At 67.7% G+C, this 26566-nt stretch carries 27 protein-coding genes; 9 read left to right on the top strand and 18 right to left on the bottom strand.

What is annotated here, in order from left to right; all coding sequences use genetic code 11:
- Positions 1-744 (bottom strand): SDR family NAD(P)-dependent oxidoreductase, encoded by a 744-nt coding sequence (locus ACFWN7_RS15720; RefSeq protein ID WP_376939787.1) that lies wholly within the window; start codon positions 742-744, stop codon positions 1-3.
- 76 nt (positions 745-820) lie between these two features.
- On the opposite strand from ACFWN7_RS15720, the gene ACFWN7_RS15715 reads away from it, so the two are divergent.
- Positions 821-1243 (top strand): VOC family protein, encoded by a 423-nt coding sequence (locus ACFWN7_RS15715; protein ID WP_376939786.1) that lies wholly within the window; start codon positions 821-823, stop codon positions 1241-1243.
- On the opposite strand, the gene ACFWN7_RS15710 is transcribed toward ACFWN7_RS15715, so the two are convergent.
- Both ACFWN7_RS15710 and ACFWN7_RS15705 read right to left on the bottom strand, forming a co-directional pair.
- A complete protein-coding gene (locus tag ACFWN7_RS15710) occupies positions 1237-2094 on the bottom strand; it encodes an aldo/keto reductase (RefSeq protein WP_376939785.1) in 858 nt (285 codons plus the stop codon). The genes ACFWN7_RS15715 and ACFWN7_RS15710 overlap by 7 nt on opposite strands.
- Before the next feature lie 11 nt (positions 2095-2105).
- Positions 2106-2831 carry an SDR family NAD(P)-dependent oxidoreductase gene (locus tag ACFWN7_RS15705; protein ID WP_376939784.1) on the bottom strand — a complete coding sequence of 242 codons (726 nt, stop codon included), beginning with the start codon at positions 2829-2831 and terminating at the stop codon, positions 2106-2108.
- A gap of 119 nt (positions 2832-2950) precedes the next feature.
- Here ACFWN7_RS15705 and ACFWN7_RS15700 point away from each other — a divergent pair, with 119 nt between their 5' ends.
- Both ACFWN7_RS15700 and ACFWN7_RS15695 read left to right on the top strand, forming a co-directional pair.
- Entirely contained in the window at positions 2951-3811 is an 861-nt protein-coding gene (locus tag ACFWN7_RS15700) for a CoA transferase subunit A (protein ID WP_376939783.1), read from the top strand.
- Complete coding sequence (locus ACFWN7_RS15695; protein ID WP_376939782.1) at positions 3811-4620, top strand: CoA-transferase subunit beta; 810 nt, start codon at positions 3811-3813, stop codon at positions 4618-4620. Before ACFWN7_RS15700 ends, ACFWN7_RS15695 begins: the two co-directional genes overlap by 1 nt.
- Positions 4621-4629: 9 nt before the next feature.
- On the opposite strand, the gene ACFWN7_RS15690 is transcribed toward ACFWN7_RS15695, so the two are convergent.
- Positions 4630-5241 carry a TetR/AcrR family transcriptional regulator gene (locus ACFWN7_RS15690; RefSeq protein WP_376939781.1) on the bottom strand — a complete coding sequence of 204 codons (612 nt, stop codon included), beginning with the start codon at positions 5239-5241 and terminating at the stop codon, positions 4630-4632.
- 109 nt (positions 5242-5350) lie between these two features.
- Here ACFWN7_RS15690 and ACFWN7_RS15685 point away from each other — a divergent pair, with 109 nt between their 5' ends.
- Entirely contained in the window at positions 5351-6985 is a 1635-nt protein-coding gene (locus ACFWN7_RS15685) for an AMP-binding protein (protein ID WP_376939780.1), read from the top strand.
- A gap of 65 nt (positions 6986-7050) precedes the next feature.
- On the opposite strand, the gene ACFWN7_RS15680 is transcribed toward ACFWN7_RS15685, so the two are convergent.
- From ACFWN7_RS15680 to ACFWN7_RS15665, 4 genes are read right to left on the bottom strand one after another with little or no spacing between them, the layout of a single operon-like run.
- Positions 7051-8313, bottom strand: coding sequence for an NAD(P)/FAD-dependent oxidoreductase (locus ACFWN7_RS15680; protein WP_376939814.1), 1263 nt, complete (start codon positions 8311-8313; stop codon positions 7051-7053).
- Positions 8314-8345: 32 nt separating this feature from the next.
- Complete coding sequence (locus ACFWN7_RS15675; RefSeq protein WP_376939779.1) at positions 8346-8666, bottom strand: 2Fe-2S iron-sulfur cluster-binding protein; 321 nt, start codon at positions 8664-8666, stop codon at positions 8346-8348.
- A 3-nt stretch (positions 8667-8669) separates the two neighbouring features.
- A complete protein-coding gene (locus ACFWN7_RS15670) occupies positions 8670-9923 on the bottom strand; it encodes an epoxide hydrolase family protein (RefSeq protein WP_376939778.1) in 1254 nt (417 codons plus the stop codon).
- Entirely contained in the window at positions 9923-11116 is a 1194-nt protein-coding gene (locus ACFWN7_RS15665) for a cytochrome P450 (RefSeq protein WP_376939777.1), read from the bottom strand. The genes ACFWN7_RS15670 and ACFWN7_RS15665 overlap by 1 nt, the downstream gene beginning before the upstream one ends.
- 166 nt (positions 11117-11282) lie before the next feature.
- Here ACFWN7_RS15665 and ACFWN7_RS15660 point away from each other — a divergent pair, with 166 nt between their 5' ends.
- A complete protein-coding gene (locus ACFWN7_RS15660; protein WP_376939776.1) occupies positions 11283-12443 on the top strand; it encodes an epoxide hydrolase family protein in 1161 nt (386 codons plus the stop codon).
- Between the two features lie 5 nt (positions 12444-12448).
- Here ACFWN7_RS15660 and ACFWN7_RS15655 read toward each other — a convergent pair whose 3' ends face one another.
- From ACFWN7_RS15655 to ACFWN7_RS15645, 3 genes are read right to left on the bottom strand one after another with little or no spacing between them, the layout of a single operon-like run.
- A complete protein-coding gene (locus ACFWN7_RS15655; RefSeq protein ID WP_376939775.1) occupies positions 12449-13306 on the bottom strand; it encodes an SDR family NAD(P)-dependent oxidoreductase in 858 nt (285 codons plus the stop codon).
- A gap of 13 nt (positions 13307-13319) precedes the next feature.
- Positions 13320-14540, bottom strand: a complete 1221-nt coding sequence (locus ACFWN7_RS15650) for an acetyl-CoA C-acetyltransferase (RefSeq protein WP_376939774.1) — start codon at positions 14538-14540, stop codon at positions 13320-13322.
- Positions 14541-15341 carry an SDR family oxidoreductase gene (locus ACFWN7_RS15645; RefSeq protein WP_376939773.1) on the bottom strand — a complete coding sequence of 267 codons (801 nt, stop codon included), beginning with the start codon at positions 15339-15341 and terminating at the stop codon, positions 14541-14543.
- 62 nt (positions 15342-15403) lie between these two features.
- On the opposite strand from ACFWN7_RS15645, the gene ACFWN7_RS15640 reads away from it, so the two are divergent.
- Positions 15404-16240, top strand: coding sequence for an SDR family NAD(P)-dependent oxidoreductase (locus tag ACFWN7_RS15640; RefSeq protein ID WP_376939772.1), 837 nt, complete (start codon positions 15404-15406; stop codon positions 16238-16240).
- 74 nt (positions 16241-16314) lie between these two features.
- Here the strand turns inward: ACFWN7_RS15640 and ACFWN7_RS15635 are convergent, their stop codons facing one another.
- From ACFWN7_RS15635 to ACFWN7_RS15620, 4 genes are all read right to left on the bottom strand, one after another.
- The gene (locus tag ACFWN7_RS15635) at positions 16315-17040 is read right to left on the bottom strand and encodes an ABC transporter ATP-binding protein (RefSeq protein ID WP_376939771.1); all 726 of its coding nucleotides are present in this window, start codon (positions 17038-17040) and stop codon (positions 16315-16317) included.
- The gene (locus ACFWN7_RS15630; protein ID WP_376939770.1) at positions 17033-18853 is read right to left on the bottom strand and encodes an ATP-binding cassette domain-containing protein; all 1821 of its coding nucleotides are present in this window, start codon (positions 18851-18853) and stop codon (positions 17033-17035) included. The genes ACFWN7_RS15635 and ACFWN7_RS15630 overlap by 8 nt, the downstream gene beginning before the upstream one ends.
- A gap of 2 nt (positions 18854-18855) precedes the next feature.
- Complete coding sequence (locus tag ACFWN7_RS15625) at positions 18856-19713, bottom strand: branched-chain amino acid ABC transporter permease (protein ID WP_376939769.1); 858 nt, start codon at positions 19711-19713, stop codon at positions 18856-18858.
- Positions 19714-19799: 86 nt separating this feature from the next.
- Positions 19800-21011 (bottom strand): ABC transporter substrate-binding protein, encoded by a 1212-nt coding sequence (locus ACFWN7_RS15620; RefSeq protein WP_376939767.1) that lies wholly within the window; start codon positions 21009-21011, stop codon positions 19800-19802.
- A 127-nt stretch (positions 21012-21138) separates the two neighbouring features.
- Here ACFWN7_RS15620 and ACFWN7_RS15615 point away from each other — a divergent pair, with 127 nt between their 5' ends.
- Entirely contained in the window at positions 21139-21918 is a 780-nt protein-coding gene (locus ACFWN7_RS15615) for an SDR family NAD(P)-dependent oxidoreductase (protein WP_376939766.1), read from the top strand.
- A 5-nt stretch (positions 21919-21923) separates the two neighbouring features.
- Here the strand turns inward: ACFWN7_RS15615 and ACFWN7_RS15610 are convergent, their stop codons facing one another.
- From ACFWN7_RS15610 to ACFWN7_RS15600, 3 genes are read right to left on the bottom strand one after another with little or no spacing between them, the layout of a single operon-like run.
- Complete coding sequence (locus ACFWN7_RS15610) at positions 21924-22448, bottom strand: nuclear transport factor 2 family protein (RefSeq protein ID WP_376939765.1); 525 nt, start codon at positions 22446-22448, stop codon at positions 21924-21926.
- Between the two features lie 32 nt (positions 22449-22480).
- Complete coding sequence (locus tag ACFWN7_RS15605; protein ID WP_376939764.1) at positions 22481-23347, bottom strand: SDR family NAD(P)-dependent oxidoreductase; 867 nt, start codon at positions 23345-23347, stop codon at positions 22481-22483.
- Positions 23344-23940 carry a PadR family transcriptional regulator gene (locus ACFWN7_RS15600; RefSeq protein WP_376939763.1) on the bottom strand — a complete coding sequence of 199 codons (597 nt, stop codon included), beginning with the start codon at positions 23938-23940 and terminating at the stop codon, positions 23344-23346. The genes ACFWN7_RS15605 and ACFWN7_RS15600 overlap by 4 nt, the downstream gene beginning before the upstream one ends.
- Before the next feature lie 75 nt (positions 23941-24015).
- Here ACFWN7_RS15600 and ACFWN7_RS15595 point away from each other — a divergent pair, with 75 nt between their 5' ends.
- Positions 24016-24942 carry an alpha/beta hydrolase gene (locus ACFWN7_RS15595; RefSeq protein ID WP_376939762.1) on the top strand — a complete coding sequence of 309 codons (927 nt, stop codon included), beginning with the start codon at positions 24016-24018 and terminating at the stop codon, positions 24940-24942.
- Positions 24939-26546 (top strand): flavin-containing monooxygenase, encoded by a 1608-nt coding sequence (locus tag ACFWN7_RS15590; RefSeq protein WP_376939761.1) that lies wholly within the window; start codon positions 24939-24941, stop codon positions 26544-26546. The genes ACFWN7_RS15595 and ACFWN7_RS15590 overlap by 4 nt, the downstream gene beginning before the upstream one ends.
- The last annotated feature ends 20 nt before the right edge of the window (positions 26547-26566 follow it).

Raw genomic sequence — 26566 nt, 5'->3', positions numbered from 1 at the left:
TCAGGCGACCTGCCCTCCATCGATCACGAACTCGTGCCCGGTGCAGTAGCTGCTCGCGTCGCTCGCAAGGAACGCGACGAGGCGCGAGACCTCCTCAGGCCGGCCCGCTCGCGGGATCGGGATGGTCGTGATGAACCCGCGGCCCTCGCGCGTATCGTCGCTGATCATGGGGGTGTCGACGGCGCCGGGGCAGATCGTGTTCACGCGGATGCCGTACGGCCCGTACTCATGGGCGACCGAGCGCGTCGCACCGCGCAGCCCCCACTTTGATGCGGCGTATGGAACGCGGTCGGCGTAGCCGGCCAGCCCCGCCGTCGAGGAGATGTTCACGATCGAGCCGCCGTGCTCGCGCATGAGCGGCAGCACCGCCTGCATGCCGAGGATCGGCCCGACGAGGTTCACATCGAGCGTGAGCCGGATGGTCTGCTCGCTCGTCTCGGCGAGCGGCGCCACGGGGCAGTAGCCCGCGTTGTTGACGAGCACATCGATGCGGCCGAACGCGGCGGCGGCGGCATCCGTCACCGTGGCCCAGGCCGACGGCGACGTGACGTCGTGCACAAGGCCGATCGCATCGTCGCCGAACTCGTCGGCGAGCTCCCGCACGGCGACCTCATCGAGGTCGGTGAGCACGAGTCGCGCTCCCAGGCCGTGCAGCAGGCGGGCGTGCGCCCGGCCCTGCCCGCCCGCCGCCCCGGTGATGAGGGCGACCTTGCCCTCGAGCTGGATGATCGGGTCGGGGTTCATCTGGGTGTTTCCTTCCGCGGTAGGTTGTTGAGCAAGCGTTTGGCAGGGAGGGCTGACGATGAGACGGATGCACCACATGGGCATCACCGTGAGTGACATGAAGGGCGCGGTCGAGTTCTACCGGGGGCTCACGGGCGGCGAGGTCATCGGGCCGCTCGAGAAGAGCGGGCCCGCCGTCGAGGCCGCGACCGGCTACCCCGGCATCGTGGTCCTGCTCACGTTCCTGACGTTCCCCGACGGCGACACCGTGATCGAGCTCGCCGAATACCGCAACGGTTCCGGCGAGCGCATCGACCCCGACAACGGCCGCATCGGAGCCGCGCATCCGGCGATCCTGGTCGATGATCTCGACACGACCCTCGCCCGCCTGGCCGAGCGCGGCACGAAGGCGCTCTCCGCGCCGATGGTCGCCACGGCCGGGCCGCTCGAGGGCTACCGCTACGTGTACGTGCTCGGACCCGACGACGTGCGCGTGGAGCTTCTGCAGCCGCCTCACTGAGCGGACCCCTCGAGCCTCGCCAGTTCGTCGGCGTCGAGTTCGAGCGTCGTCGCCGCGACCGAGTCCAGCACGCTCTCGGGCCGGCTCGCGCCCGGGATCGGAATGACGTTCGGCGACGACTGCAGCATCCAGGCGAGGGCGACGCGTTGCGGACTCACACCGCGCGCACGGGCCACGTCGGCGAACGCGCCGGCCGCCTCGCCCAGGCCCTTTGCGGCGCGCATGCCACCGAGCGGCCCCCACGCGAGGAATGCGATGCCGTGTGCCTCGCACATGCGAAGCACGGGCAGGCTCGACCGCTCCACCGGGGAGTACTCGTTCTGCACGCTGACGAGGGCGTCGCCGAGCACGGCGATTGCGACCCCGAGCTGCGCCGTATCGACGTTCGACACCCCCACCCGCTGCACGATCCCGTCGTCGACGAGCCCACGCAGCGCACCCATCGACTCGGCGAACGGCACCCGCACGTCGGGCCGATGGTGCTGGTACAGCGGGATGCTGTCGAGCCCGAGCCGGCCGAGCGATGCGCGAGCTGCGCGGGCGAGGTACTCGGGGCTGCCGTCGATCCACCAGCTGGCGTTCGGCCCGCGCGTGTGTCCGCCCTTGGTGGCGATCACCACGCGCTCGAGCGCCCCCGGACGGCTGCCCAGCGCGCGGACGAGGGCGCGTTCGTTGACGCCGAGCTCGCTCGTCGGGCCATAGCTGTCGGCGGTGTCGAAGAGCGTGATCCCCGCGTCGAGCGCGGTCTGCACGGTGCGGATGCCGCGCTCGACATCGAAGTCGGGCACCTGCGTGATCGTCATCGATCCCATCCCGAGCGCCGAGATCTCGAGGTCGCCGAGTCTGCGCATCGGCATCTCGCTCACTTGCCGACCGCCGTCCATCCGCCGTCGACGGGCAGGCACTGGCCTGTCACGAAGGTCGCGTCGCACAGCAGTGCGGTGATGGATCGCGCCATCTCGTCGGGCTCGGCGAGCCGACCGAGCGGCATCCGCGCCTCCACCTGGACCACGTCGTAGCCGCCGTCGATGAGGGACTGCACCATCGGGGTGCGCGTGTGGCCCGGAGCGACCGCGTTCACCCGCACGCCGAGCGGTGCCCATTCGATCGCGAGGTTCTGTGCGAGCTGGCGTACGGCGGCTTTCGCGGGGCCGTAGTCGGACTGGTTCACCCATCCGCCGTACGCCGTGGTCGACGAGATGAGCACCATGGATGCCGCGCGCCCGCCGAGGCGGCGCACGACCTCGCGGCATACGGCGAGCGTGCCCACGACGTGGATGTCGTAGACCCGCCGCACGGCGGTGAGGTCGAGGTCGAGTGCGGGCACGTAGCTCCCGCGGATGCCGTGGCAGGCGACGACGCCGGTGACGACGCCCGAGCGCGCCTCTGCCGCCGCGACGGCCTCGGCCACGGCCTGCTCGTCGGTGACGTCTACGGCGAGTGAGGTCACCGAGGCATCCGGTGACGGCTGCAGGTCGAAGACCGTGACGACATGGCCGCGCGCCTTCAGGTCGGCCACCACCGCGGCGCCGATTCCGCTCGCCCCGCCCGTGACGATCGTGTGCTGCGCGTTCAGGTCCTCATGCATGCGTCCTCCTCGACGGGCGGGTGATCCGGCTCATCGGTCATGCTAACGTAGGTACCAAACAAGCGCTAGGTCACAAGCGCTAGGTCACAAGCGCTCGCAGCGCAGCGAGAAGGAGCGGTATGCCCGACAAACTGATGAGCATCGAGGAGGCCGCGGCATCCATTGAGAGCGGGATGACCGTCGGCATCGGAGGGTGGGGTTCCCGCCGCAAGCCGATGGCACTCGTGCGCGCGCTGCTGCGGTCCGACGTGACCGATCTCACCGTCGTGGCCTTCGGCGGTCCCGACGTCGGCCTGCTCGCGCAAGCAGGGAAGATCAGCAAACTCATCTACGGGTTCGTATCGCTCGACAGCATCCCGCTCGACCCGCTCTTCACGGCGGTACGCGAGCGCGGCGGCCTCGCGATCGAGGAGTACGACGAGGGGATGTTCGTCGCGGGCCTGCGGGCGGCGGCCTCGCGCCTGGATTTCCTTCCGATCCGCGCCGGACTCGGATCCGACGTGCTCCCCGCGAACCCCCGCCTGAAGACGGTCGCCTCGCCGTACTCCGACGAGGAGTACGTGGCGATGCCCGCACTCCCCCTCGACGTCGCCCTCGTGCACGTGAACCGTGCCGACTCGCGTGGCAACGCCCAGTTCCTCGGGCCCGACCCGTACTTCGACGACCTGTTCGCGATGGCGGCCACGCGTACGTTCGTGTCGGCCGAGCAGGTCGTGCCGACCGAGCACCTGCTCGACGAGGCGTCGTTTCACACGCTGCTCTTCAGCCGCATGTACGTCTCCGGCGTGATCGAGACGCCCCGCGGCGCCCACTTCACGACGTGCGAGCCCGACTACGACCGCGACGAGGCGTTCCAGCGCCTGTATGCCACGAGCGCCAAGGACCCCGAGGCCTGGTCGCGCTTCGCCGCCGACTATCTCGAGACCGATGAGGCCGGGTACCACGACGCCGTGGCCCGCTTCCACGCCCAAGGAGCATGATGACCACAGACACTGCGACCACTTCCGAGACCACGGCGGCCGCCGGTGCGACCACGGGCGACGCGACGATCGCCGAGATCTGCATCGCGGCCTGCGCCGACACCTACCGTGACTCGGGTGAGGTCCTCGCCCACGCGGTCGGCGTCGTGCCGACCATCGGCGCACGACTGGCCAAGCTCACCACCGCGCCCGACATCGTGCTCACCGACGGCGAGGCGTTCCTCATGAGCACCCCGCCGCCGCTCGGCCGTTCGGCCGCGGCCGGCGGCACCATCGAGGGTTGGGCGCCCTTCCGCCGCATCTTCGACATCCTCGCCAGCGGCCGCAGGCAGAGCATGATGGGTGCGAGTCAGATCGACCGGCACGGCAACCAGAACATCTCGCTCATCGGCGACTGGGCGAAGCCCAAGCGTCAGCTCATCGGTGTGCGCGGTGCCCCCGGCAACACGGTCAACCACCGCGTCGACTATTGGGTCTCCCGGCACTCGGCACGCATCTTCGTCGAGTCCGTCGACATGGTGTCGGGCGTGGGCAATGACCGCGCTCGGGCCGGCGGTCGGGCCATGCGCTTCCATCACCTGGGCGTCATCGTCACGAACCTCGCGGTGCTCGGCTACGACGACGAGGGCCGCGTGACCGTTCGCTCCATCCATCCCGGCGTCGACCCGCAGGCCGTCGTCGACAACACCGGCTTCGCCATCGACGTGACGGATGCCGCCACCACGCGCGTCCCCGACGCCGAGGAGCTGCGGCTCATCCGCGAGGTGCTCGACCCCCGCGGCGCCAGAACGGGTGAGGTCGCGGACTGAGCGGCCGGCTCAGTCCGACAGGAGGCCGCTGTGCAGCAGGTCGAGGAAGTTCGCGCTGAGGCTCGCGGCGGTATGCCGTCCGCCGGGGTGGTACCAGCGCACGGTCGACCACACGGCGTCGCGGATGAAGCGGTACGCGGTCGCCGGGTCGATGCTGTCGCGGAAGACACCCACCCGCTGGCCCTCGCGGATCTGCCCGAGCCAGATGGCCTCGATCCGGCCGGAGTCCTTGTTGAGGAACTCGAAGCCGGGCTGAGTGGCGAGAAACGACGATTCGTTCTGGTACAGGCCGACCGCGTCGTGATGTCTCTCGATCGTGATGAAGGCATGCTCGATGAGCTTGTCGAGGATCTCCCGCGGGCTGCCGTCTTCGGCGACGATGGCCTCGAATCGCGTGAGCAGCTGATCCATGAAGCCGTGGAGAATTTCCTCGAGAATCGCCTCCTTGGAGGAGAAGTGATGGTAGAGGCTGCCCGACAGGATGCCGGCCTCGTCGGCGATGTCGCGCACCGTCGTCGCCGAGTAGCCTCGAGACGCGATCAGTCGGGCCGCGATGGCGAGGATCTGGTCACGCCGCTCGGAGTTCTGCTCCGCACGGGGCGACTTGGTGTTGATTACCATCGGGGACTCCTTCATCCGTACCCACACAAGCGTTTGTTCAAGTCTGCCCTATACCGAGGTGCTCGGCACGCCGGAAGTACCAATTTTTCCTGACCGCGAAAGGACGATGATGACCTCGCTCTCACACGCCGAAACGATACCGAGTCTGCTCGCCGACCGTGCGAAGCTCGGTGCGCATGCCGCAATCGTCGACGGCGGCACCGTCATCTCGTATCGCGATCTCGAGCAACGCGTGCACGAGGTCGCCCGGGCCTACCTGGCGCACGACGTGCGTCGCGGCGACCGAGTCGCGGTCTGGGCTCCGAACCGTGCCGAGTTCATTCTCGCGATGCTGGGTGCCCAGTCGATCGGCGCGGCCGTCGTGCCGCTCAACACTCGGTACACGGGCCACGAGGCGGCCGTCATCATGTCCCGCTCGCGTGCGACCGCCCTGGTCCTCGCCGATGGCTTCCTCGGTCGCTCGTTCTCGACGATGCTGCGGGATGCCGCGGCGGAACTCGGCGTCGAGGGCTCCGCGATGCCCGGCCTTCCCGCACTCCGCCTCGTCGTCGCCATGGACGACGCGCCCACCGGACCGGTGTCTTCCGGCTGGACGGACTTCCTCGCCTCGGGCGCCGCCGTTCCCGACGACGAACTCCGGGCCGCGCTCGATGCGGTGACCCGCGACGATGTGGTCGACGTCCTCTTCACATCGGGCACGACCGGTGTGCCGAAAGGCGTCATGAGCGCGCACCGCCAGACGATCGGCGTGGCCCGCGACTGGGCCGATGGCGCCGACCTCACCGCCGACGACCGGTACGCCGTGGTCAATCCCTTCTTCCACGGCTTCGGCTACAAGGCCGGCATGATCTCGTCACTCGTGGCCGGCACCACGATCTACCCGCTCGCGACGTTCGATCCCGAGCAGCTGCTCGAGCTCATCCAGGCCGAGCGGATCACGGTGCTGCCCGGGGTACCCACCATCTTCACGACACTGCTCGACCACCCTCGTCGGCGCGAGTTCGACCTGTCGTCCCTTCGTTTCGCCATCGCCGGAGCCACGGCCGCCCCCGAGACGCTCTTCCACGATATGGTGCACGTCCTCGGCTTCGAGCGCGTCGCCCAGGCGTACGGACTCACCGAGTGCGTGGTCGCCACGCTGTCGCGTCCGGGGGAGGACCTCGACCATGCCTCGCAGACGACCGGACCGGCCACGGCGAGCACCGAGATCCGCATCGTCGATCCGTCGGGGAACGAGGTGCCGGTCGGCGAGGACGGGGAGATCCTGCTGCGCGGCGACAACGTCATGCTCGGCTACTTCGAGGACGAAGAGGCCACTCGCGCTGTCGTCGACGACGAGGGCTGGTTCCACACGGGCGACATCGGCCGGCTCGACGAGCACGGCTGCCTCAAGATCACCGATCGCCTGAAGGACATGTTCATCGTCGGCGGGTTCAACGTCTACCCGGCCGAGGTGGAGAACGTGCTGCGGCAGCATCCGGCCGTCAACGAATCCGCTGTCATCGGTGTCGACGACGCTCGGCTCGGCGCCGTCGGAGTCGCGTATGTCGCGCTGCTGCACGACGCTTCGCCCCGCCCCGATGCCGCCGACCTCATTGCCTTTTGTCGCGAACGGCTTGCGAACTTCAAGGTTCCGCGGGACGTGGTCATCGTCGACGAGTTCCCGCGAAATGCCACCGGCAAGATCCTGAAGACCCAGTTGCGCTCGATGTCGAGCGGCGCGACCGAGGTACAGCCGGCGTAGGCGAACGAGAGGAGGCGCAGCCATGGCTGCGCCTCGTCTCGGCCGGCAATCGGTGCGGTGCCGCGTCAGACCACGGAAACCGCCACACCCGACGCGGACTCGCCGCCGTCCTCCACCACTGGTTCTGCGGCTGAATGCGCGAGTCGGTCGAGCTCAGTACGCCCACGCAGGAATTCGCGAGGGCTGCTGACGGCGGTGATCCCGACGAGGCGCCCATGACGACGATGGGTGATCACGAACTTCTCCTCATCGAGACTGCCGTCGATCTCGATGTCGGTGTCGTCGCCGGTCCAACCGGCGATCTGCAGCTTCAGATCGAACTGATCCGACCAGAACCACGGGGCCCTTGGCCGCGGTGCCGGCGCATTCGCGATCGCCGCCGCCACGACCTTCGCCTGCTCGATCGCGTTGTGGATGGATTCGATGCGCTCTGTGGCACCCGATGGAAGGCGCCGGGTGGCACAGTCCCCTGCCGCGAACACGCGAGGATCGCTGGTGCGACCGTTCTCATCGATGACGACGCCTCGATCGACCTCGAGCCCGATGCGGGCGGCGAGGTCGGTATCGGCGATGAGCCCCACGCCGACGACGACGAGATCGGTAAAGATGGCACGGCCCGATCCCACGCGCACTCCGCAGACATGCCCATCGGAGACCAGGACGACATCCAGCCTCGTATCGGTGAGAATATCGACCTTCCGCAGTGAATGGGCGCCACGGTAGAACTCGGCGACCGCGGGGTGCACCACCCGCGCCATGAGGCGATCGGCCATCTCGAGGACGGTCACGCCTGCTCCGAGTTCCGTTGCGGCGGCCGCGACTTCGAGCCCGATGAATCCGCCGCCGACGACGACGACGCTGTTCGCCTGCGCGAGCTTCTCACGCAGTCGGATCGCGTCTTCGGCTTGTCTCAGGTAATGGACCCCTGCGGTCTCGGCGCCATTCACTTCGGCGCCCGTGTCGGCATCGAGGAAGGGCACCGAAAGCCCGCGGGGCACGCCCCCTTGCGCGAGCACCAGCCACTCGTACCCGATCTGCTGGCCGCCGTCCAGGTGCGCCGTCTGCGTCATCGCGTCCACGTCGACGACTCGCGCCCCGAGCAAGACGTCGACATCGTGGCGTCGGTATGCGGCATCGCCGCGGAGGGCCAGGGAATCCGGCGAAGCGTCGCCCTTCAGGAACGCCTTGGAGAGCGGCGGACGATGGTATGGGAGGTAGGGCTCGTCCCCGACGACCGTCACGCGCCCACGGTAACCGGCCTCTCTCAGGCTGATCGCCACCTGCGACCCAGCTTGGCCGGCGCCGACGATGAGCACTCCCGAGCGCATGCGGGTCACGGCCGCCAGGGAGGACGTCGCACTCATACCGGGTCCGGCACGGTGACGACGAGTTCCTCGTTCCCTGCCACAGGGATGAGCTGACACGACAGGCGACTGCACTCCGTCCTGTTCTCGAGTCCGTCGAGGAGCTCCTCCTCCATGTCCTCCTTGGCTTCGAATCCATCGCAGGACTCGGGCAGGACGTACACATGGCAGGTCGCGCACGACATGCTGCCACCGCACTCGGCGATGATGCCCGGGACCCCCTCGCGCACCGCGACCTCCATGACGGTATCGCTCGCGCTCAGGGTCGCGTCGAGGAGGATCTCGCCTCGAGCATCGAGATAACGAATCGATCCCATAGCTCAGTTCCCTTCCATGGCGATGCGGAATGTCTCGCGCATGTCTCCCACCCATGCGTCGGGGTTCTCCCACGGCGCGAAGTGTCCCCCGTGCTCATGCGCCTTGACGTTGACGAGGTTGTACCAGCGGGCGCTGCGGTCGCTGGGGCTACGACGCGACGCGGCATTCCGATAGGTATCGGCGCGCTCTTGCGCGGAGACTCCGGGCGGGTTCTCGAAGCCGAGGAACGTGATGCCCGCGGGCACCTCGATCGTCGGTGTCCGATCGTGTTCGGGCTTCCACGGGTAGAACGCCGAGTTCGCGTAGGTGCGTATGCTGCTCCCGATCGTGTTGGTAAGCCAATAGAGGGTCGCGACCGTGAGCAGATCGTCTTTGGAGAACACCGACTCGAGGTCGCCCCCGTGGTCCGTCCAGAGCTGATACCGACGGACGAGCCAGGCGAGCAGTCCGACCGGCGAGTCGGCGAGGCCATACGTGAGAGTCTGCGAATCCAGCATGTGCACCGTGATGTGTGCGACGAACTTCCGCATGTAGTTCTGCAGACCGTCCCGCTCCAGCTGCGTCGCATCGGGTGGTGACACGCGGCCCTCGGTGATGTCCCACCAGCGCTCGCCCTGGAAGATGTCGAGTGGCGTCGGCGTGCTGACATGGATGCCGAGCACCGAGTCTGCGTACTTGTGTCCGAGCTGCGCGGTCACCAGCGCACCGAAGTCGCCGCCTCCCGCCGTGTAGGTCCGGCAGCCGAGCACCTCGGTCATGAGCTCATGCCAAAGATCGGCGATCTTCCAGAAGTTGAGGTCGTCACGTCGGGTCGGAGAGGACAAACCGAAGCCAGGGTATGACGGCACGATCACGTCGAACGCGCGTTCCGAGGGCGCCCCGTGCGCAACGGGGTCGGCGAGCGGGTCGACGACCTTGCTCCAGTGCCAGAAGGTCCATGGCCAGCCGTGCGTGAGGATGACCGGCACGGGATCGCTACCTGCCCCCGGGCGGTGCATGAAGTGGATCACTTCACCGCCGACGTCGGCGGTGTAGTGATCGAACTCGTTCATCCGCCGCTCGACAGCTCGCCAGTCGAATCCGTCCAGCCAGTAGTCGACAAGTTCGCGGAGATACGCCTGTTCGATTCCATACCGGTCGGAATCCCGACCGGGGAGGTCGGGCCACCGCGTCATCCTCAGTCGCGCCGCCAGATCCTCGAGTGCAGCATCCGGGAACCCGATCCCGACCTTCGTCGCCGTGTCCAGGTTGAGCATCAGCGCGCGGCCGTCCGTGGCGAGAAGGTGATGTCGAGGACCTCGGGACCGGCGATCGTGCCGCCGGTCTTGTAGACGACGTCGCCGACGATGTCGACGTTCGTGAGCCGGTCGACCAGCGTCTGCACACCGATGGTGATCTCCGCGGTCGCGAGCCCCCACCCGATGCAGTGGTGTCCGCCGTAGCCGAATCCGATCTCATACCCCGGCGCGGGACGGTCGAGGACCACATCGTCGGGATTCTCGAAGACCGAGGGGTCGCGTCCGGCGGCAGCGAGGTTGAGGGCGAGCCTGTCGCCGGGCTCGAAGGACAGACCTTCCACCTCGAGGGGTTCACGCACGACGCGCGGGAAACGGTGCGCAGCCGGGTAGATGCGCAGCGACTCCTTGAGGAGCTGCTTCACGAGCGTGTCGTCCTCGGCCGCAGCATCCCGCTGACCTGTGGAGATGAGCAGCCGAGCGGTCGATGCGATCTGCGCGCGCGTCGTGTCGTGGCCGGCCAGGAGGAGGAACACGATACTCCAGACGAGTTCCTCCTGGGTAATCTTGTCACCCTCTGATTCCAAGGCGATGAGATCGCTGATGAAGTCGTCTCCCGGCTGGACTCGGCGCGCGGTCACGAGGGAGTCGACATAGGTCGAGATCTCGACCAGCGCCTCCTCCAGCCGCGGAATCGCCGGCGCGAACGGTACGGCCCCGAGGAGGATGAGCTCCACCGTCGCGTCCTCGAAACGGTGCACATCTTCTGCCGGTACGCCGATGAAGTGCGAGATCGTGCGAATCGAGAGGTGATGCGAGAAATCGGCCACCAGGTTCGCCGTGCCACCGCTTGTGATGATCTGGTCGACGAGGCCGTCGGCGATCTGCTGGATGGCGGGCTCCGCAGTGCGAATGCGCGCGGGGCGGAAACCACGAAGGATGAGCGGGCGAAGCCGGTCGTGATCCTCCTGAGGCATCATGTTGAAGTTGCCGCGCTGTAGGAACTCGTAGATGGGGCTGCCCTTCGTGACGCCCATGTCGAGGTAGACCTGCGCGGTCTTGGGGCGGATCCTGTCGTCACGGAACAGGGCCCTGACGGTGTCGTATCCGAAGAACTCGGTACCTGAGATGCCGTCGGTGTGGGCGAGCCGCGCATGCGGGCAGCCGAGCGCACTGTTCGGGGATTCAAGGAACGCCTGGGTCTGAACATTCACTTCGGGCGACACATTCACTTCGGGCGACGTCGATGTCACGATCTCTCCTCATTGAGTAGGCAAGCGAGCGCTTGGTTGATTACCCTAAGCAGTAGCTGACCGGTCGTCAAACATCGGGCGGATCCGAACCCGGCGAGCGCCGGCGCCGACACGAAGGAGCAGCACGATGATCGAATTCCGACTGAACGTGGCCGACGAGCAGCTCGAGTCGCTGCACGCCCGGTTGCGGCACACGCGCTTGTCCCCCGACTTCGCGAACGATGACTGGGGCTACGGCGTCGAGCAGTCCTGGCTTTCGGGAATGATCGACTACTGGGCGGATGAATTCGACTGGCGTGCGCAGGAAGCGCTGATGAACGCCGTTCCGCAGTTCTCGGTCACGATCCACGGCCTTCCGATTCATTTCCAGTATGTGAAGGGCACCAGCCCGCGATCGATACCCCTGATTCTCAGCCACGGTTGGCCGTGGACGTTCTGGGACTGGCATGGCGTGATCGGCCCGTTGACCGATCCCGGTTCGCACGGGCTCGATCCAAGCCTCTCGTTCGATCTCGTCATCCCTTCGCTGCCCGGGTTCGGCTTCTCGAGCCCGCTGCGGCGACCGGTGGGATGTCGCGACGTCGCCCGAGTGTGGGACACGCTCATGCACGAGGTGCTCGAGTATCCGCGCTACGGCGCGGTCGGCGGTGACTGGGGAGGGAAGATCACCGGTGAGCTCGCACAGCTGTTCCCTGAACGGGTCATCGGTGCGTACTCGACCCTTCAGGCGGTGGCCGGATTCACCCCATCGCTGGACGGAAGCGGCCGATTCGCGGCCGATGAGGAGTGGATGGAGGTGCGGATGGCCGAGGCGCGCCCACTCGTCTCCAGCCATCTCGAAGTGCACCGCCGCGATCCGCAGACGCTCGCCTACGCGCTCAACGACTCACCCGCCGGCCTCGCGGCGTGGATCTGGGAGCGCAGGCTCAACTGGCGCGATCCCGACACGATGATCGACGAGATCGCCGATCGGGACTTCCTGTGCACGACCGCCTCGATCTACTGGTTCACGCAGACGATCGGCACCTCGATGCGGTTCTATCGCGACAACTTCGGCAGCGCCATCCCACCACGAAACGATCCCTCGACGTCGCGCATCACGCCGATGGCCTTCGGCATCACGCCGAAGGACGTACTCTTCATGCCTCACGCAGAGGCGGCGGCGAGCACCAATCTCGAGCGATGGTCGTATCTGCCGCGCGGTGGCCATTTCGCCGCCTATGAGATCCCCGGCGAGCTTTCCGCCGACGTCCATTCCTTCTTCGCCTCGCTCCGAGTCGTCCCCTGAAGCGGTCAGACCCATTGCGGTCGTGGCGACCGGGCGAGCCCGACCGGCGCGATGCCCGGTGCGAGTTCGGCGTCGATCGCCGCAGCGATCTGCGCGGCATCCCACCCGTCCCGCTCGGTCACGTGGGTGAGCTGCGGAGGAGCCATGAGCCCGAGACGGCGTCCGTCGAACCGCAGGATCTGCCCGGACACCGCGCGGGACCGCGGACTCAGCAGGTAGACGACCGCAGGCGCCACGAGGCTTGGGTCGGGCCCCTTCCGTGTGTCGTCGCCGCCCGTGAGGTCCGACATGGCCGTGTGAGCCAGTGGTGCGATGGCGTTGCAACGGATGCCGGTGCCTTCGAGCTCGAGTGCCCACCCGTACGTGAGGCCGAGGATCGCCGCCTTGGTCGTGCCGTAGAGCGTGAGGCCCTCGGACCCCTGCAGCGCCCCTGACGCCACGTTGACGATGCTGCCCCCCTCCCCCGCCGCCCGCATCGCGCGGATGGCCGCCGCTCCGCAGTGCACGGCGCCTGCGACGTTCACGGCGAGGGTCTGTGCGATGGTGGCGGCGGGCTGATCGACGGAGGGCCCGGGACTGAGCAGCCCCGCGTTGTTCACGAGGCCGTCGATGCGGCCGAAGGCGCGGAGGCTCTCATCGACGAGGAGTATGGCGGACTCGGGTGCCGACACGTCGGCGACGACGGCGACGACCTTCCCGCCGGCAGCGCGTATCAACGAGGCCGTCTCGTCGAGCCCTGCCTCGTCGATGTCGTCGATCACGACCGCCGCGCCGGCGGCTGCCACAGCGACGGCGTAGGCACGCCCGAGGCCTGCACCCGCACCGGTCACCACGACTGCTCGACCGGCCAGCGGCTGTGGCATCCGGGTCATCCGCTCAGCTCAAGCGCTCGAGCACCATGGCCATACCCTGACCACCGGCGACGCACATCGTCTCGACGGCGAACTGTTCGTCGCGTTCCTGGAGCGCGTGGATCGCGGTCGTCGTGATGCGCGCCCCCGTCATGCCGAACGGATGCCCCAGGGCGATCGCCCCGCCGTTCACGTTGACCTTGTCGGGGTCGATGCCGATGTCGTCGATCGAGGGCAGCACTTGCGCCGCGAACGCCTCGTTGATCTCGAGGATGTCGATGTCCGAGATGGACATGCTCGCGTTCCGGAGCGCCTTCGCCACGGCCTCGACCGGCCCGAGACCCATGAGCTCCGGGGTCAGGGCGGACACGCCGGTCGAGACGACGCGGGCGAGCGGCGTGAACCCGAGCTCGCGAGCCTTCGTGTCGCTCATGATCACGAGCGCGGCGGCGCCGTCGTTGAGGGGGCAGCAGTTGGCGGCCGTGACCGTGCCGTGCGGGCGGAACACGGGCTGAAGCCCGGAGACACCCTCGAGCGTCACCCCGGATCGGGGCCCGTCATCCTTGGCGACCACGGTGCCGTCGTTGAGGCTCACCGGGGTGATGTCGCGCTCCCAGAAGCCGCGGGCGGCCGCCTGTTCGGCGCGGTTCTGGCTGCGGACCGCCCATTCGTCCTGCACCCGCCTGGAAACCCCGCGCAACTGGGCGACATGCTCGGCGGTGTCGCCCATGGCGATGTAGGCGTCGGGAAGCAGACCCGCCTCGCGCGGGTCGGACCACGTGGCATCCGGGTCGGCTGCGAGCGCCTTGGTGCGCGCCATCGCGTCGATGTACCGAGGGTTCTTGGTGTCGGGCATGCCGTCGGACTTGCCGAGGCCGAACCGCGACACGGTTTCGACGCCGGCGGAGACGAACACGTCGCCTTCGCCCGCCTTGATGGCGTGGAGCGCCATGCGCGTGGTCTGCAGCGAGGAGGAGCAGTACCGGTGAACCGTGGTGCCCGGAACGGTGTCGAGCCCCAGCTGCACCGCGATCATGCGACCGAGGTTGTAGCCCTGCTCACCGGCGGGTTGGCCACAGCCGACCATGATGTCGTCGATGGTGGTGGGGTCGAAGCCCGGGAGCGCGTCGATCGCCGCCTGCACGATCTGCGTGGCGAGGTCGTCGGCGCGCAGGTCTTTCAGCGACCCCTTGTTCGCCCGCCCGATCGGCGATCGAACTGCGGAAACGATGACGGCTTCGGTCATTTACTCTGCTCCTTCGTGGCGGAAGATGTCGGCATTCGGCGTGTGCGCGAGGAATGCGGGCCATTCGCCGCCGCCGTCGACGGGTACGACGGCGCCGGTGATGTGTGCGGCGAGCGACGAGGCGAGCAACACGCATGCGCCGCCGATCTCGAGCGGGTCCGCGAGGCGGCCGCGTGGAATGGTGGCCGCGACGCGAGCGAGCTGCTCGGCGTCGCCGTAGTGCTCGAGCGCGGACTCGGTCTCGACGAGCCCCGAACTGACCGCGTTGACCCGGACGTCGGGTGCCCACTCGGCGCCGAGCGTCTGGGTGAGGCTCTCGAGCGCGGCCTTCGCTGCGCCGTACACGGCCGTGCCGGGGCTCGGACGGCGCGCGCTGATCGATGTGATGTTCACGACGCTGCCTCGCGCGGCGCGAAGGTGCGGGTAGGCGGCACGGCAGAGGAAGGCGGCCGACAGGAAGTTGAGCTCTACGATCGCGCGCTGGTATCGGGGCGAGCCATCCTCGAAGCGGGAGAACGGCGATCCGCCGGCGTTATTCACGACCACGTCGATGCGGCCACGCCGCGCCACCACATCGTCGACCCAGGTCTGGATCTCGTCGGGGTTCCGCACGTCGAGGGACCGGAACTCCGGGCGCCGACCGTCGACGACGGGAAGGTCTTCACCAGCGGGCTCGGTGCGGCCGCAGATCTCGACGTGCGCTCCGGCCTCGAGGAATCTTGTGACGGTGCCCCGACCGACACCACGGGTTCCCCCGGTGACCAGCACCACCTTGCCCGACAGATCGATGTTCAGACTCATCGGCCCCCTCCTCGGGTCACGCGGACGCCCTCAGCGTACCAAACAAATGCTAGCTTTGTTACATGGTCAACGAAGACGAGACAACGGATTCCGGGCGAACTGTCGTGGTGACGGGAGGCGCCCTCGGGATCGGCGGCGCCGCAAGTCGTCGGTTCGCGGAACTGGGCGACCACGTGCTTCTCCTCGACCGGGACCGAGCGGCGGCAGAGCGCACCGGGACCGAGATCACGGCGGCGGGAGGACGGTGCACGATCGTCGTCGGCGACATCACGGAGGACGCCACCGTCGCTTCGCTCGGTGCGACGATCGACGAGGTCGCCGGCGGCCGCGTCGACGTGCTCGTCAACAATGTCGGCGACTTCCGTCCGGCAAAGGCCGTGTTCCACAAGAGCGGCCCTGAGCAGTGGGCACGCCTGCATCAGCTGAACCTGTGGCACGTCTTCACCGTGACACACCTCGTGCTGCCGGGCATGATCGGTCAGGGCAGCGGGGCGATCGTGAACGTCTCCACGGTGGAGGCGTACCGCGGCATTCCCGGCAACGCCGTCTACTCGGCATACAAGGCGGGCGTTTCGGCGTTCACGAAGAGCCTCGCCGTGGAACTCGGACCGAGCGGCATCCGGGTGAACGCCATCGCCCCCGACCTCGCCGACACCGACCAGACCCCGGCCGCGGCGATGCTCGAAGGACGCGACGCGTCGCTCGTGCGCTCGTGGGTGCCTCTCGGCCGCTTCGGCCGAGCGGAGGACAACGCCGACGTCATCGCGTTCCTCGCCTCCGACGACGCGCGATTCATCACCGGCCACACGATCCCCGTCGACGGCGGCACGCTCGCGGCATCCGGCTGGTACGGCCGCACCACGCAGCGCGGCTGGACGAACAGGCCCGACGGCGCGTGACCCTCGACATGGCATGAACCGGAAACGGCGACGCGGCACGCGGCTGATCCACCGCGCACCGCGTACCGTCGCCGTCAGGCTGCCGACCCGAAGTAGGCCGCCTGAAGGTCGTCGACCGTGATCGTCGATGCCAGGCCCGACAGCACGGTGCGTCCCATCTCGATCACCGTCACCTGGTCGGCGATCGCGACCGAGTCCTGCACTGCCTGTTCGACGAGCAGGATGCCGATGCCGGTGTCCCTCAGGGCGTGAACGCGTTCCATGACCTCCTTCACGATGACCGGGGCGAGACCTTGGCTCGGTTCGTCGAGGATCAACAGCTGCGGCTTCGCCATCAGCGCCTGGCCGATCGCGAGCATCTGCTGCTGCCCGCCCGACATGCTGGCGGCCGGGAGCGCACGCTTCTCGCCGAGGATCGGGAACAGTTCGTAGATCTCCTGCACCGGGTCGGCCAGAGCGCGCTTGCTCTTCTTCGTCGAGTAGCCGCCGAGCAACAGGTTCTGCTCGATCGTCAGCTCATGGAAGACCCGCTTGCCTTCCTGCACATACGACATGCCCTCCGCGACACGGCGGTGCGGCGGGGCATCCGTGAGTGCCGCGCCACGATACACCACGTCCCCGCCGGTCGTGCGGTTCAGTCCGGTGATCGCCCGCAGCGTCGTGGTCTTTCCTGCGCCGTTGCGGCCGAGCAGCACGGTGATCTCGCCGCGCCGCACGGTGAGCGACACATCGCGGACGACCTTCAAGTCGCCGTAGCCCGTCTGCAGACCCCGAACCTCGAGAAGGACGTCCTCACTCATTGCCGCCTCCGTTGTGCGTCGCGTCATGCTCGGGCGTGACACCCAGATACTCCTCCATGACGCGAGGATTGCGTTCGATCTCATCGGGGGTGCCATGCGCCATGACCTTGCCCTGCGCGAGCACGAAGATGTCGTCGGCGAGCCGGAGGACGAGCTGGAAGTTGTGCTCCACCAAGATGACGGTGAGTCCGGCGTCTCGCAAACGCAGGATCAGGCTCGCCAGCACCTCGAGCTCGTCCTCGTCGAGACCCGATGCGACCTCGTCGAGCAGCAGCACCTTCGGTGAGCCGACCAGGCTCCGAGCCACCTCGAGCAGGCGCCGGTTGCCGAGCGGCAGCGAGTCCGCGAATACGTGTCGCTGCTCGCTCAACCCGACCAGGGCAAGGGCACGTTCGGCTTCGGCGCGGTCCGCGCGACTCGTGCGCCAGTGACTCGGCAGCCTCAGCACCGACTCGAACACCGTCGTCTTCGCGCGGGCATACCGCCCGGCCTCGACGGCTTCGAGCACCGTGAGCTTCTCGGGCACGTTCGGCGTCTGGAACGTGCGGGAGACACCCGCACGGGCGACACGATATGCGCTGAGCCCGTGCATCGGCTCGCCACCGATCGTGATCGTGCCCGTATCCGCGCGGTAGAAGCCCGAGATCAGGTTGAGCAGAGTCGTCTTGCCCGACCCGTTCGGCCCGATGATCGCGGTCACTGCACCGGGCTTCGCTTCCACGCTGACGTCGCTGAGCGCCTGGTTGCCGCCGAACGCCTTCGAGACACCCTCCGTCTTCAGCAGGGCGCCGTCCAAGGCGTCGACAGTGGCTTCGCTCGCGGGCGGTTCGGTGTATCCCGTCTTGGCGCGGGCGGCAGCATCCAGCCGACGTACGAGCGACCGGCCGAGCCCGGACAGACCGCCCGTGAAGACCACACCGCCGAAGAGCAGGAACGCACCCGTGATGATGAGGCCGTACTCCTGGAAGTTCGTGGCCTGGTTCATGCCGAACTGCAGCACCGCCGCACCGATGAGCGCGCCATAGACGCTGGCCGAGCCGCCGAAGATCGACGCCGCCAGCACGGTCATGGCGAACGAGAACGCGAAGGCCTCGGGAGAGATGAACAGGTCGAGGTTCGCGAAGAGCACGCCCGCAAGGCCCGCTGGCAGGGCACCCAACGCGTAGGCGGTCAGCTTCGTGCGGAACACCGAGATGCCCATCGACGAAGCCAGCACCGGACTCTGCTTCAGCACACGCAGCGCTGTGCCGTGCCGCGAGGCGATGAGGTTTCGCATGACAGCGAACCACAGGATCGCGATGACCACCAGGATCGTGTAGTACATCGTGCCATCGATCGGCTGGCCGAACACCGTGGCCGGCATGATGCCGGCCAGGCCATTGCGGCCGCCGGTCGCATCCTTGAAGATCGACAGCACATCGGGAACCAGGAGGATGAGGAAGAACGAGGTCATCGCCAGCGACCAGCCGCCCAAGCGGAGTCCGGGGATGCCGGAGATGAGGCCGATGAGCAGGGCTGCCCCCGCTCCGACCAGCAGTTGGAGCCACAGCTCGGTATAGCCGGCCTTGCTCATAAGGCCCGCGGCATACGCACCGGCGGCGTACATCGCGACCTGGCCCATGGCGAGCTCGCCGGCGTAGCCGAGAGAGAGATTCAAGCCCGCCACGATGAGCGCCAGCAGGAGCGTCAGCTCTATCTGCCGTGTGACGCTGAAGCTCATGCCGAGCATCGGCAGGAACAGAACCACGACACCGAACAACAGCGGCCAGATCCATCCGGGCACCGCCCGGAGCTTCAGCCAGAACGCAGCCATTGTCACACCACCCGTTCTTTGCGACGAGTGAACAATCCCGTCGGCTTGACCATCAGGATCACGATGAGGATGACGAACACGCTGAGGTTCGCCACGTCCGCCCCGATGTAGCGGCTCGCGAGCGCCTCGGTGAGTCCGACGATGAGCCCGCCCGCAAGCACACCCCACAGCGATCCGAACCCACCGATGGCGAGCACGACGAATCCCTTGATCGCGAGCGCGGCGCCGAGTGTTGCGACCGCGTATGTCTTCGGCCCTACGAACACGCCGAGGAAGCCTGCAAGCACCCCGGTGAAGACGAACGCCCAGAATGCGAGCCGGCGTACGTTGACGCCGCGCAGCTGGGCGGCCTCTCTGTCCTCGCTCATGCCCATCAGGGCGATACCGGTGAGGCTGCGCTTCGCGTACTGGGTCAGAGCCAGCACGAGCAGGACGACCAGGACGATGAGCGCGATCTCCACCGGGTACACCCGGCCGCCGAGCACATCGAGCACTTCGTCTCCCAGAAAGAAGGGAACACGGTGCGGCTCTCCGCCCCAGATGAGCTGGGCGACGCCCTCCATGATGATCGAGGCCCCGAGGGTGGTCACCAGCAGGTTGTGCATGTCCTTGACCGGACGGATGGCCACACGCTCCTCGAGCGCGGCGACGCCGCCGACCACGACGGCCGCGATGATCGCGACGATCCACCACGTCAGTGACCATACTGCGATGCCGACGTACGCGATGAATGCGCCCAGCATCATCAGCGCTGCCTGGGCGAAGTTGAATGTCTTCTGCGAGAGGAAGACGATGTTGTAGCCGATCGCCACCAGCGCGTACACTGCGCCGAGGGCCAGACCGGACCAGATGATCGTCATGGGTCCTGTGTCTTTCTTTCAGGTCATGTGCCGAGGTGGCCCCGGATGCCGCGACCGGCGCTCCGGAGCCACCCCACGTGGGGGAACTACTGATACTGTCCGTTGACCAGCGGGCCGGGCGAGATGAAGAGGAAGTCCTCAGGTGCCACGTGCGGCGTGTGCGAGTCCTCTGTGAACCTGTAGACGGAGAGGATCGAGGTGTCTGCCGCCTCCTGCACCTCGGGGTCGACCAGAGCTTCAGCCAACGCCTCGACGTCGAGTGAACCCGCTTTCTCTGCTGCCGCACGCACGAGCAGCATCGCATCGTAGTTGTAGGCGAGGATGAGCGACGACTCGATCGGACCCGTCGCGGCCATCAGCTCGACCGCCGCGTTGACCTTGTCGTCGGCCGGGTCGTACTTGGTGCTCGTGTAGACCTGCATCGTCAGGTTCTTGACCTGGTCGGTACCGAGCACGCCGGTTGGAGGCTCCGTCGAGATCAGGCCTGTCGCCGCGACCGAGGTGTTGCCCATGATCGGCACGTCCCAGCCGAGCTTCTCGATGCCCTGCAGCACGTAGCCGAGCGGAGCACCGTAGGCGTCGAGCACGAGAACGTCGGGGTCGGCCTCCTTCAGCGCGGCAAGCTGCGGCGTCATGTCGAGGGCCGCGTTGTCGAAGCCCTCCATCCCTGTGACCTCCATGTCGGCGTCGGCGAACGCCTTGCTCGTCAGCTCGCCGAACAGTTCACCGTACGCGCTCGAGCCGTGCAGGATCGCGACCTTCTCGGTGTCGCGGGCTTCGAGTTCGGCCACGAACGAGTTGATGTAGTCGGGAACCGATGCGGAGAGGTCGAAGTTGTAGGGGTTTGCCGACGGGTCGCCCGATGTCGCGGTCGGGCCGATGTTGAACGAGAGGACCTTGTTCTGCGTGAGGATCGGCAGCATCGCCTCGGCGACCGTGGAGGGACCGGAGTTCATCACGACGTCGGGCTTGTCGTCGCCGGCCATGAGTTCGCGCAGCTTCGTGACCGCAACCGTCGGGTCGCCGGTGTCGTCGACGACCTCGATCTCCACCTCGCGGTCAAGGATGCCGCCCAGTTCGTTGACGGCAGCGACCGAGGCCTCGGCCGCCGTCACCGACGTCTGCGCGTTATTGGCGAGAATGCCTTCGGCGCCGAGGGCACCGAAGACGACCGCCTTGATGGGGTCGCCGCCTTCACTCGACTCCGAGGCAGCATTGCTGCCGCCTGCGCAGCCGGCGAGGAGGAGCGCGGTAGCGGCCGCCGCCCCCAATGCTGCTGTGATCTTGGTGCGGTGCATAGTCGACCTTTCTCGTCGTTGAGAGCTACCAAATGCTTGCTTAGTCAAGCACATACCAAGACTATCTCACAATCCCAACCATGCGTTTGCTTGGTAACGGTTTGGAGTCGATGTTACGGTGCCTGACATGACCATCGCCCCAACAACGCGCGAGCAGGACTTCGCGACACTTCCGGGCATCGCGCTGATCACCGGTGGCACGGGCGGTATCGGCTCGGCCATTGCGAGAAGACTGGCCACGGGAGGCGCACAGATCGCGCTCACATACCGCACCACCGAACCCCGACCCCTCCTCGAGGAACTCGGGCCGACGGCAGAGGCACATCGGCTCGACGTCACGGATGCCGCAGCGGCATCCACGCTCGTCGACGATCTCGTCGCGCGCCACGGTGGCATCCACACGCTCGTGCATGCCGCGGGCCCACACGTGCCGATGGTGCACCTCTCCAGAGTGTCGCCCGAGCAATTCGCGAACCAGGTGGAGGCCGACCTCGTGGGCTTCTTCACGGTCGTGCACTCCGCGCTCCCGGCGCTGCGTCAGTCGCGCGGCTCCATCGTCGCGGTGACGACAGCCGCGACCAGGCGCTACCCCGTGCGCGACGGCCTGTCGGCTGCACCGAAGGGCGGCGTGGAGGCGCTCGCGATGGCGCTCGCCGCCGAAGAGGGCCGATACGGTGTGCGTGTGAACTGCGTCGGCCCCGGGATGCTCACCGACGGGATGTCCGCGCGACTGATGGCCTCGGGCGACCTCGACGATCGCGCGCTCGCTGTCGCGACGTCGAACATCCCGCTGCGCCGGTTCGGCACCTCGGCCGACGTCGCCGAGGCGGTGGCGTTCCTCGCCTCGCCGCGGGCCGACTTCATCTCGGGTCAGAAGCTCGACGTCGACGGCGGATTCGGGGTCTGAGCCCCTCAACGAGGCTCCTCGAGCCGGTCGACGAGGCGTGCCACCAGGTCCTCGCCGGCCTTTTCTTGCGGACCGGATGCCTCAGCATCGAGCAGCCTCCCGGCATCGGAGCGCGTCCACTCACGTACCGCGAACCGTTCGACGATGCGCCACCCGGCCCTCGTGCGCCGAAGCCGGTCGATGTAGCGGAACCCGCTCGTGAAGTTCGAACGAGGCTCCTCCCGGGGGACGCCCCAGTGCACGGCGGTCCCGTACGTCTCTGCGACTGCGGCGTCGCCGGCCACCCACGACAGGTGATTGCCCACCAGGTGCATCGTGCCTTCGAACGACATGAGGCGTTCCCGAACCCATGCGACGAAATCATCGGCTGAACCGGAGAATCCGGTGTGGTGATCGAAGCCGTCGTCGGTGTACACCGCCCGCACGGCGGCGAAGTCGCGTCGGTCGATAGCACGGCAATAGCGCAGCACGAGATCGCTGATCTCTGCCTTGTCGGCGAGAATCAGCAGTCGCGGGTCCGTGGCACGCATCGGCTCGGCCTCCCCGTCGATCTGACGGCCGGTCACCGCACGACCGCGTCTGAGAATCGCGGCGGGTCACCGAGGATGGGTCGCCGGCTCGCGGGCACGCGGCCGTCGACGTCGACGACGCCGAGCACGGCTCCGAGCTCGGCCGCCACGACAACGCGACCCGTGTACCGGAGCTTGTCGGGATCGGCATCGAGCGCCGCGATGGCCCGGCCGGTGAACTCGGGCGACTCCGTGATGAGGTCGACGCCGCGATACCACGCCGGATCGGCGTCGAGCACCCGCATGGTCCGCTCGGTGCGGAGCAGGCCCATCCAGATCGAGACGGCCGTGACGTTGTATGGGCGCAGGTCCACCGCCATGTCGTGGGCCATCTTGTCGACCCCGGCCTTCACGGCGCCGTAGGCGGGCCCGTGCATGTAGCATCCGCCACCGAAACCCGAGGTGTTCACGAGCAGGGCGTTCCGGGATGGGTCCGCGATCAGCAGCGATGCAGCGAGCCGACTCGTGACGTAACTCGACCGCAACCCGATGCGGAACATCTCGTCGAAGTCGGCGGGTTGTTCCCAGAACGGGGCGTCGACCGTGAGCGCCGCGGGCACGGCGAAGACGTTGTTCACGAGGATGTCGAGCCGTCCGTGCTCGTCACGCACGCGATCGAAGACGGCGGCGACCTGGCTGTCGTCGCCGTGATCGCACGGCACGGCGATGCCGCATCCACCTCGCGCGCTGACCTCCTCGGCGGTCGCATGGATGGTGCCGGGCAGGCCTTCGACCTGCTCGACGGTCGTCCGTCCGGTGACGTACACCGTCATGCCCGCTTCGCCGAGCGCGAGGGCGATCCCGCGACCCGCACCGCGGCTGGCTCCGGTCACGACCGCGACCCGCGGCGATCCCGTCATTCCTCGTCCTCCCGGTCGAAGTCCGGCCCCAGCCGCTCGAGGAGCCAGTCGATGCGCGCGGCCTCGTCACGGTGATACCGCGACGCCCACTCGAGCGCGAGCGAGGAGTAGTGCCAGGCTGGCACCTCCTCGGCGTTCTCTGCGTGCTCAGCGGCGCGCTCAGCGCGACCGAGCGCATCGTCGCGGTACCCCTCGAGCACGTCGCGCAATCGACCGAGTCTTCCGTTATGCGCCCCCCACACGCGCAACAGAACGGCGTGCTTGAGCATGACCGACTCGGGCGCGAGCTCGTCGGCCCACTCGCGCATGCGATCGCGGCCGGCATCCGTGATCGCATAGAGGCGCCGGCTCTTGGCCGCGTGCGTCTGTTCCACCCGAGAGCTCGCGAGCCCGAGTGACTCGAGCCGCCGAAGTTCCGCGTAGATCTGGCTGTGCGAGGGAGCCCAGTAGAAGAACGCGAGGCTCTGGTCGGCCCACCGCTTCACGTCGTAGCCCGACAGCTCGTCTTCGAACGAGAGGATGCCGAGGACCGCCCAGCTCGTGGCCGGCATGTCGGCGATCGGCGGTTCACCGCCTGTGGGCTGCTCGCTCACTTGACCTCCTTGTCACCGCGGGTACTATGTCTAATAGTACTATGTCTAATCGACATATCGATCGAAGGAGATCGGATGGACGAATCCGAACGGATGCTGGAACTCCTGAACGCATCGTTCCCAGACATTGCGGCGATGGCGCCGCTGGACGCTCGTGCCGCGGTCGATGCGCGCGTGCGCCCCGTCGACAATCTCGACGACGTGGCACGTGCTGAAGACCACCTGATCGTCGGCACCGCCGGCGACGTGCCGGTGCGGGTATACCATCCGCATGATCCGGCCCGGGATGCCCCGGCTGTGGTCTTCGCGCACGGCGGCGGGTTCCTGCACGGCTCGATTGCGAGCCACGACGGGTTCTGCCGTCGATGGGCGCGCGGCACGGGCGCCGTCGTCGTGTCGGTCGAGTATCGGCTCGCGCCGGAGCATCCTGCTCCTGAGGCCGTCGACGACGTGATCTCGGCCGTCGACTGGCTCCGGTCGAGCGACGCAGCGGGTGCCGGCATCGTCGCGGCGGGTGACAGCTCGGGCGCGAACCTCGCAGCGGTCGCCGCCATCGCGCTGCGCGACCGCGGCGATTCACCACTCGTCGGGCAAGTGCTCATCTACCCGTTCCTCGATCCCACGATGGCCTCCCAGTCGTATCGCACGCGCGCCCAAGGCTACTTCGTGACAGCACGATCGCTCGGCTACTACTGGAAGACCTACCTCGGCGAGCGCCTGGAAACAGCCCCGGCCGATTGGCGCATCTCACCCGCGAACGCTGCCAACCACAACGCGTTGCCGCCCGCGATCGTCGTGACGGCGGGGCTCGACCCGCTGTGCGATGAGGGACGCGACTACGCGCGACTCCTCCGCCGGGCCGGCGTGCCCGCGCTTCACCGCCACCACCCCGAACAGTTCCACGGATTCCTCACCATACCCGGCTACGGACCCGCCGAGGCGGCCCGCGAGCTGCTCTGGTCGGACTTCCGCGCCGCATTCGTCAAGGAAGGACGAGCATGACCCAGAACACTTCCCACCACGATCTCGTCGTCGTCGGCGCCGGCTTCGCCGGCATCTACACCGCCATTCACGCCGAGCGCATGGGACTCGCCGTCCTCGGCCTCGAGGCAGGCAGTGACGTCGGCGGCACCTGGTACTGGAATCGGTACCCGGGCGCCCGGTGCGACGTCGAGAGCATCGATTACTCGTTCTCGTTCGACCCCGAGCTCCAGCGTGAGTGGCGGTGGAGCGAGCGCTACGCGACTCAGCCCGAGATTCTCCGGTACCTGCAGCACGTCGCCGACCGATTCGACGTTCGTCGGCACTACCGGTTCGAGGAGCGCGTCGTCGCGGCCGACTGGGACGACGCTGCGCAGCACTGGACCGTGCGCACCGACCGCGGGCTCGTCGCGACCACCCGATGGCTCGTGATGGCGACCGGCAGCCTCTCCGCTCCGCACCTGCCTGACCTCCCGGGGCGGGACACGTTCGCCGGAGAGGTGCTCATGACCGCGGCTTGGCCGAAGACCGAGCCCGATCTCGCAGGAAAGCGGGTTGCCGTCATCGGCACGGGCTCTTCCGGCGTGCAGTCGATTCCGATCATCGCGCAGTCCGCGGCAGAAGTCGTCGTGTACCAGCGCACCGCGAACTACAGCGTGCCCGCGTTCAACCGCGCGATCGACGACGACGAGTGGGCCCAAGAGCTCGAGCAACTCGCGCAGCGACGCGACCTGTCGTGGAACGGACTCGCGGGTTCGCCGTGGACGAGTCATCCGGTGCCGTTCGAGGATGTGGATGAAGCCGATCGCGACGCCGTCTTCGGGGAGGCGTGGCAGCGCGGCGGCGTGCTGTTCGCGAAGGCCTTCCAACGCCAGACCGCAGACCCCGTCATCAACGACGCCGCTCGGGTCTTCTTCGAGCGGAGACTCGCCGAGATGGTGGCCGACCCGCAGACCATCGCCGATCTCACTCCCGACGACCATCCGATCGGCACGAAGCGCATCTGCACCGACTCGGGCTACTACGAGACGTTCAACCTCCCTCACGTGCATCTCGTGAACCTGCGTCGCGACCCGATCGTCGCCGTCACGCCGACGGGGATCACCACGGAATCAGGGCACCGCGAGCACGACGTCATCGTGTTCGCCACGGGATTCGACGCGATGACGGGTGCCCTGACCTCGATCGACGTCCGTGGCCGTGACGGGCGCCTGGTGCGCGACGAGTGGAAGGACGGTCCCGTCACGCTCCTGGGGCTCGGCCTGCCCGGGTTCCCGAACCTGCTGTCGCTGAACGGGCCCGGATGCCCGAGCGTGCTCTCGAACATGGCACTCGGCGCCGAGCAGCAGGGCGACTACGCGCTTCGTCTGATCGCCTACTGCGACGAACACGGGTTCACCTCCGCCGAGGCCCGGGCGGATGCCGCGCAGGCGTGGACCGATCATAGCGCCGAGCTCGCGAACGCCACCCTCTTCGGCGCGGCACGCTCCTGGTACACGGGCGCCAACATCGAGGGGAAGGCGCGGGGATTCCTGCCGTACATCGGCGGATTCCGCCCGTACATCGAGAAGTCGGAGGCGATCGCGGCCGATGGTTACCGCGGGTTCGTGCTGAGCGAGCGGTGATCGGGTTGGCCGGGCGCGCC

This window comes from Agromyces sp. NPDC058484 (genome assembly GCF_042720415.1).
GTDB lineage: Bacteria > Actinomycetota > Actinomycetes > Actinomycetales > Microbacteriaceae > Agromyces.
This window is presented reverse-complemented; position numbering and strand designations above follow the sequence as displayed.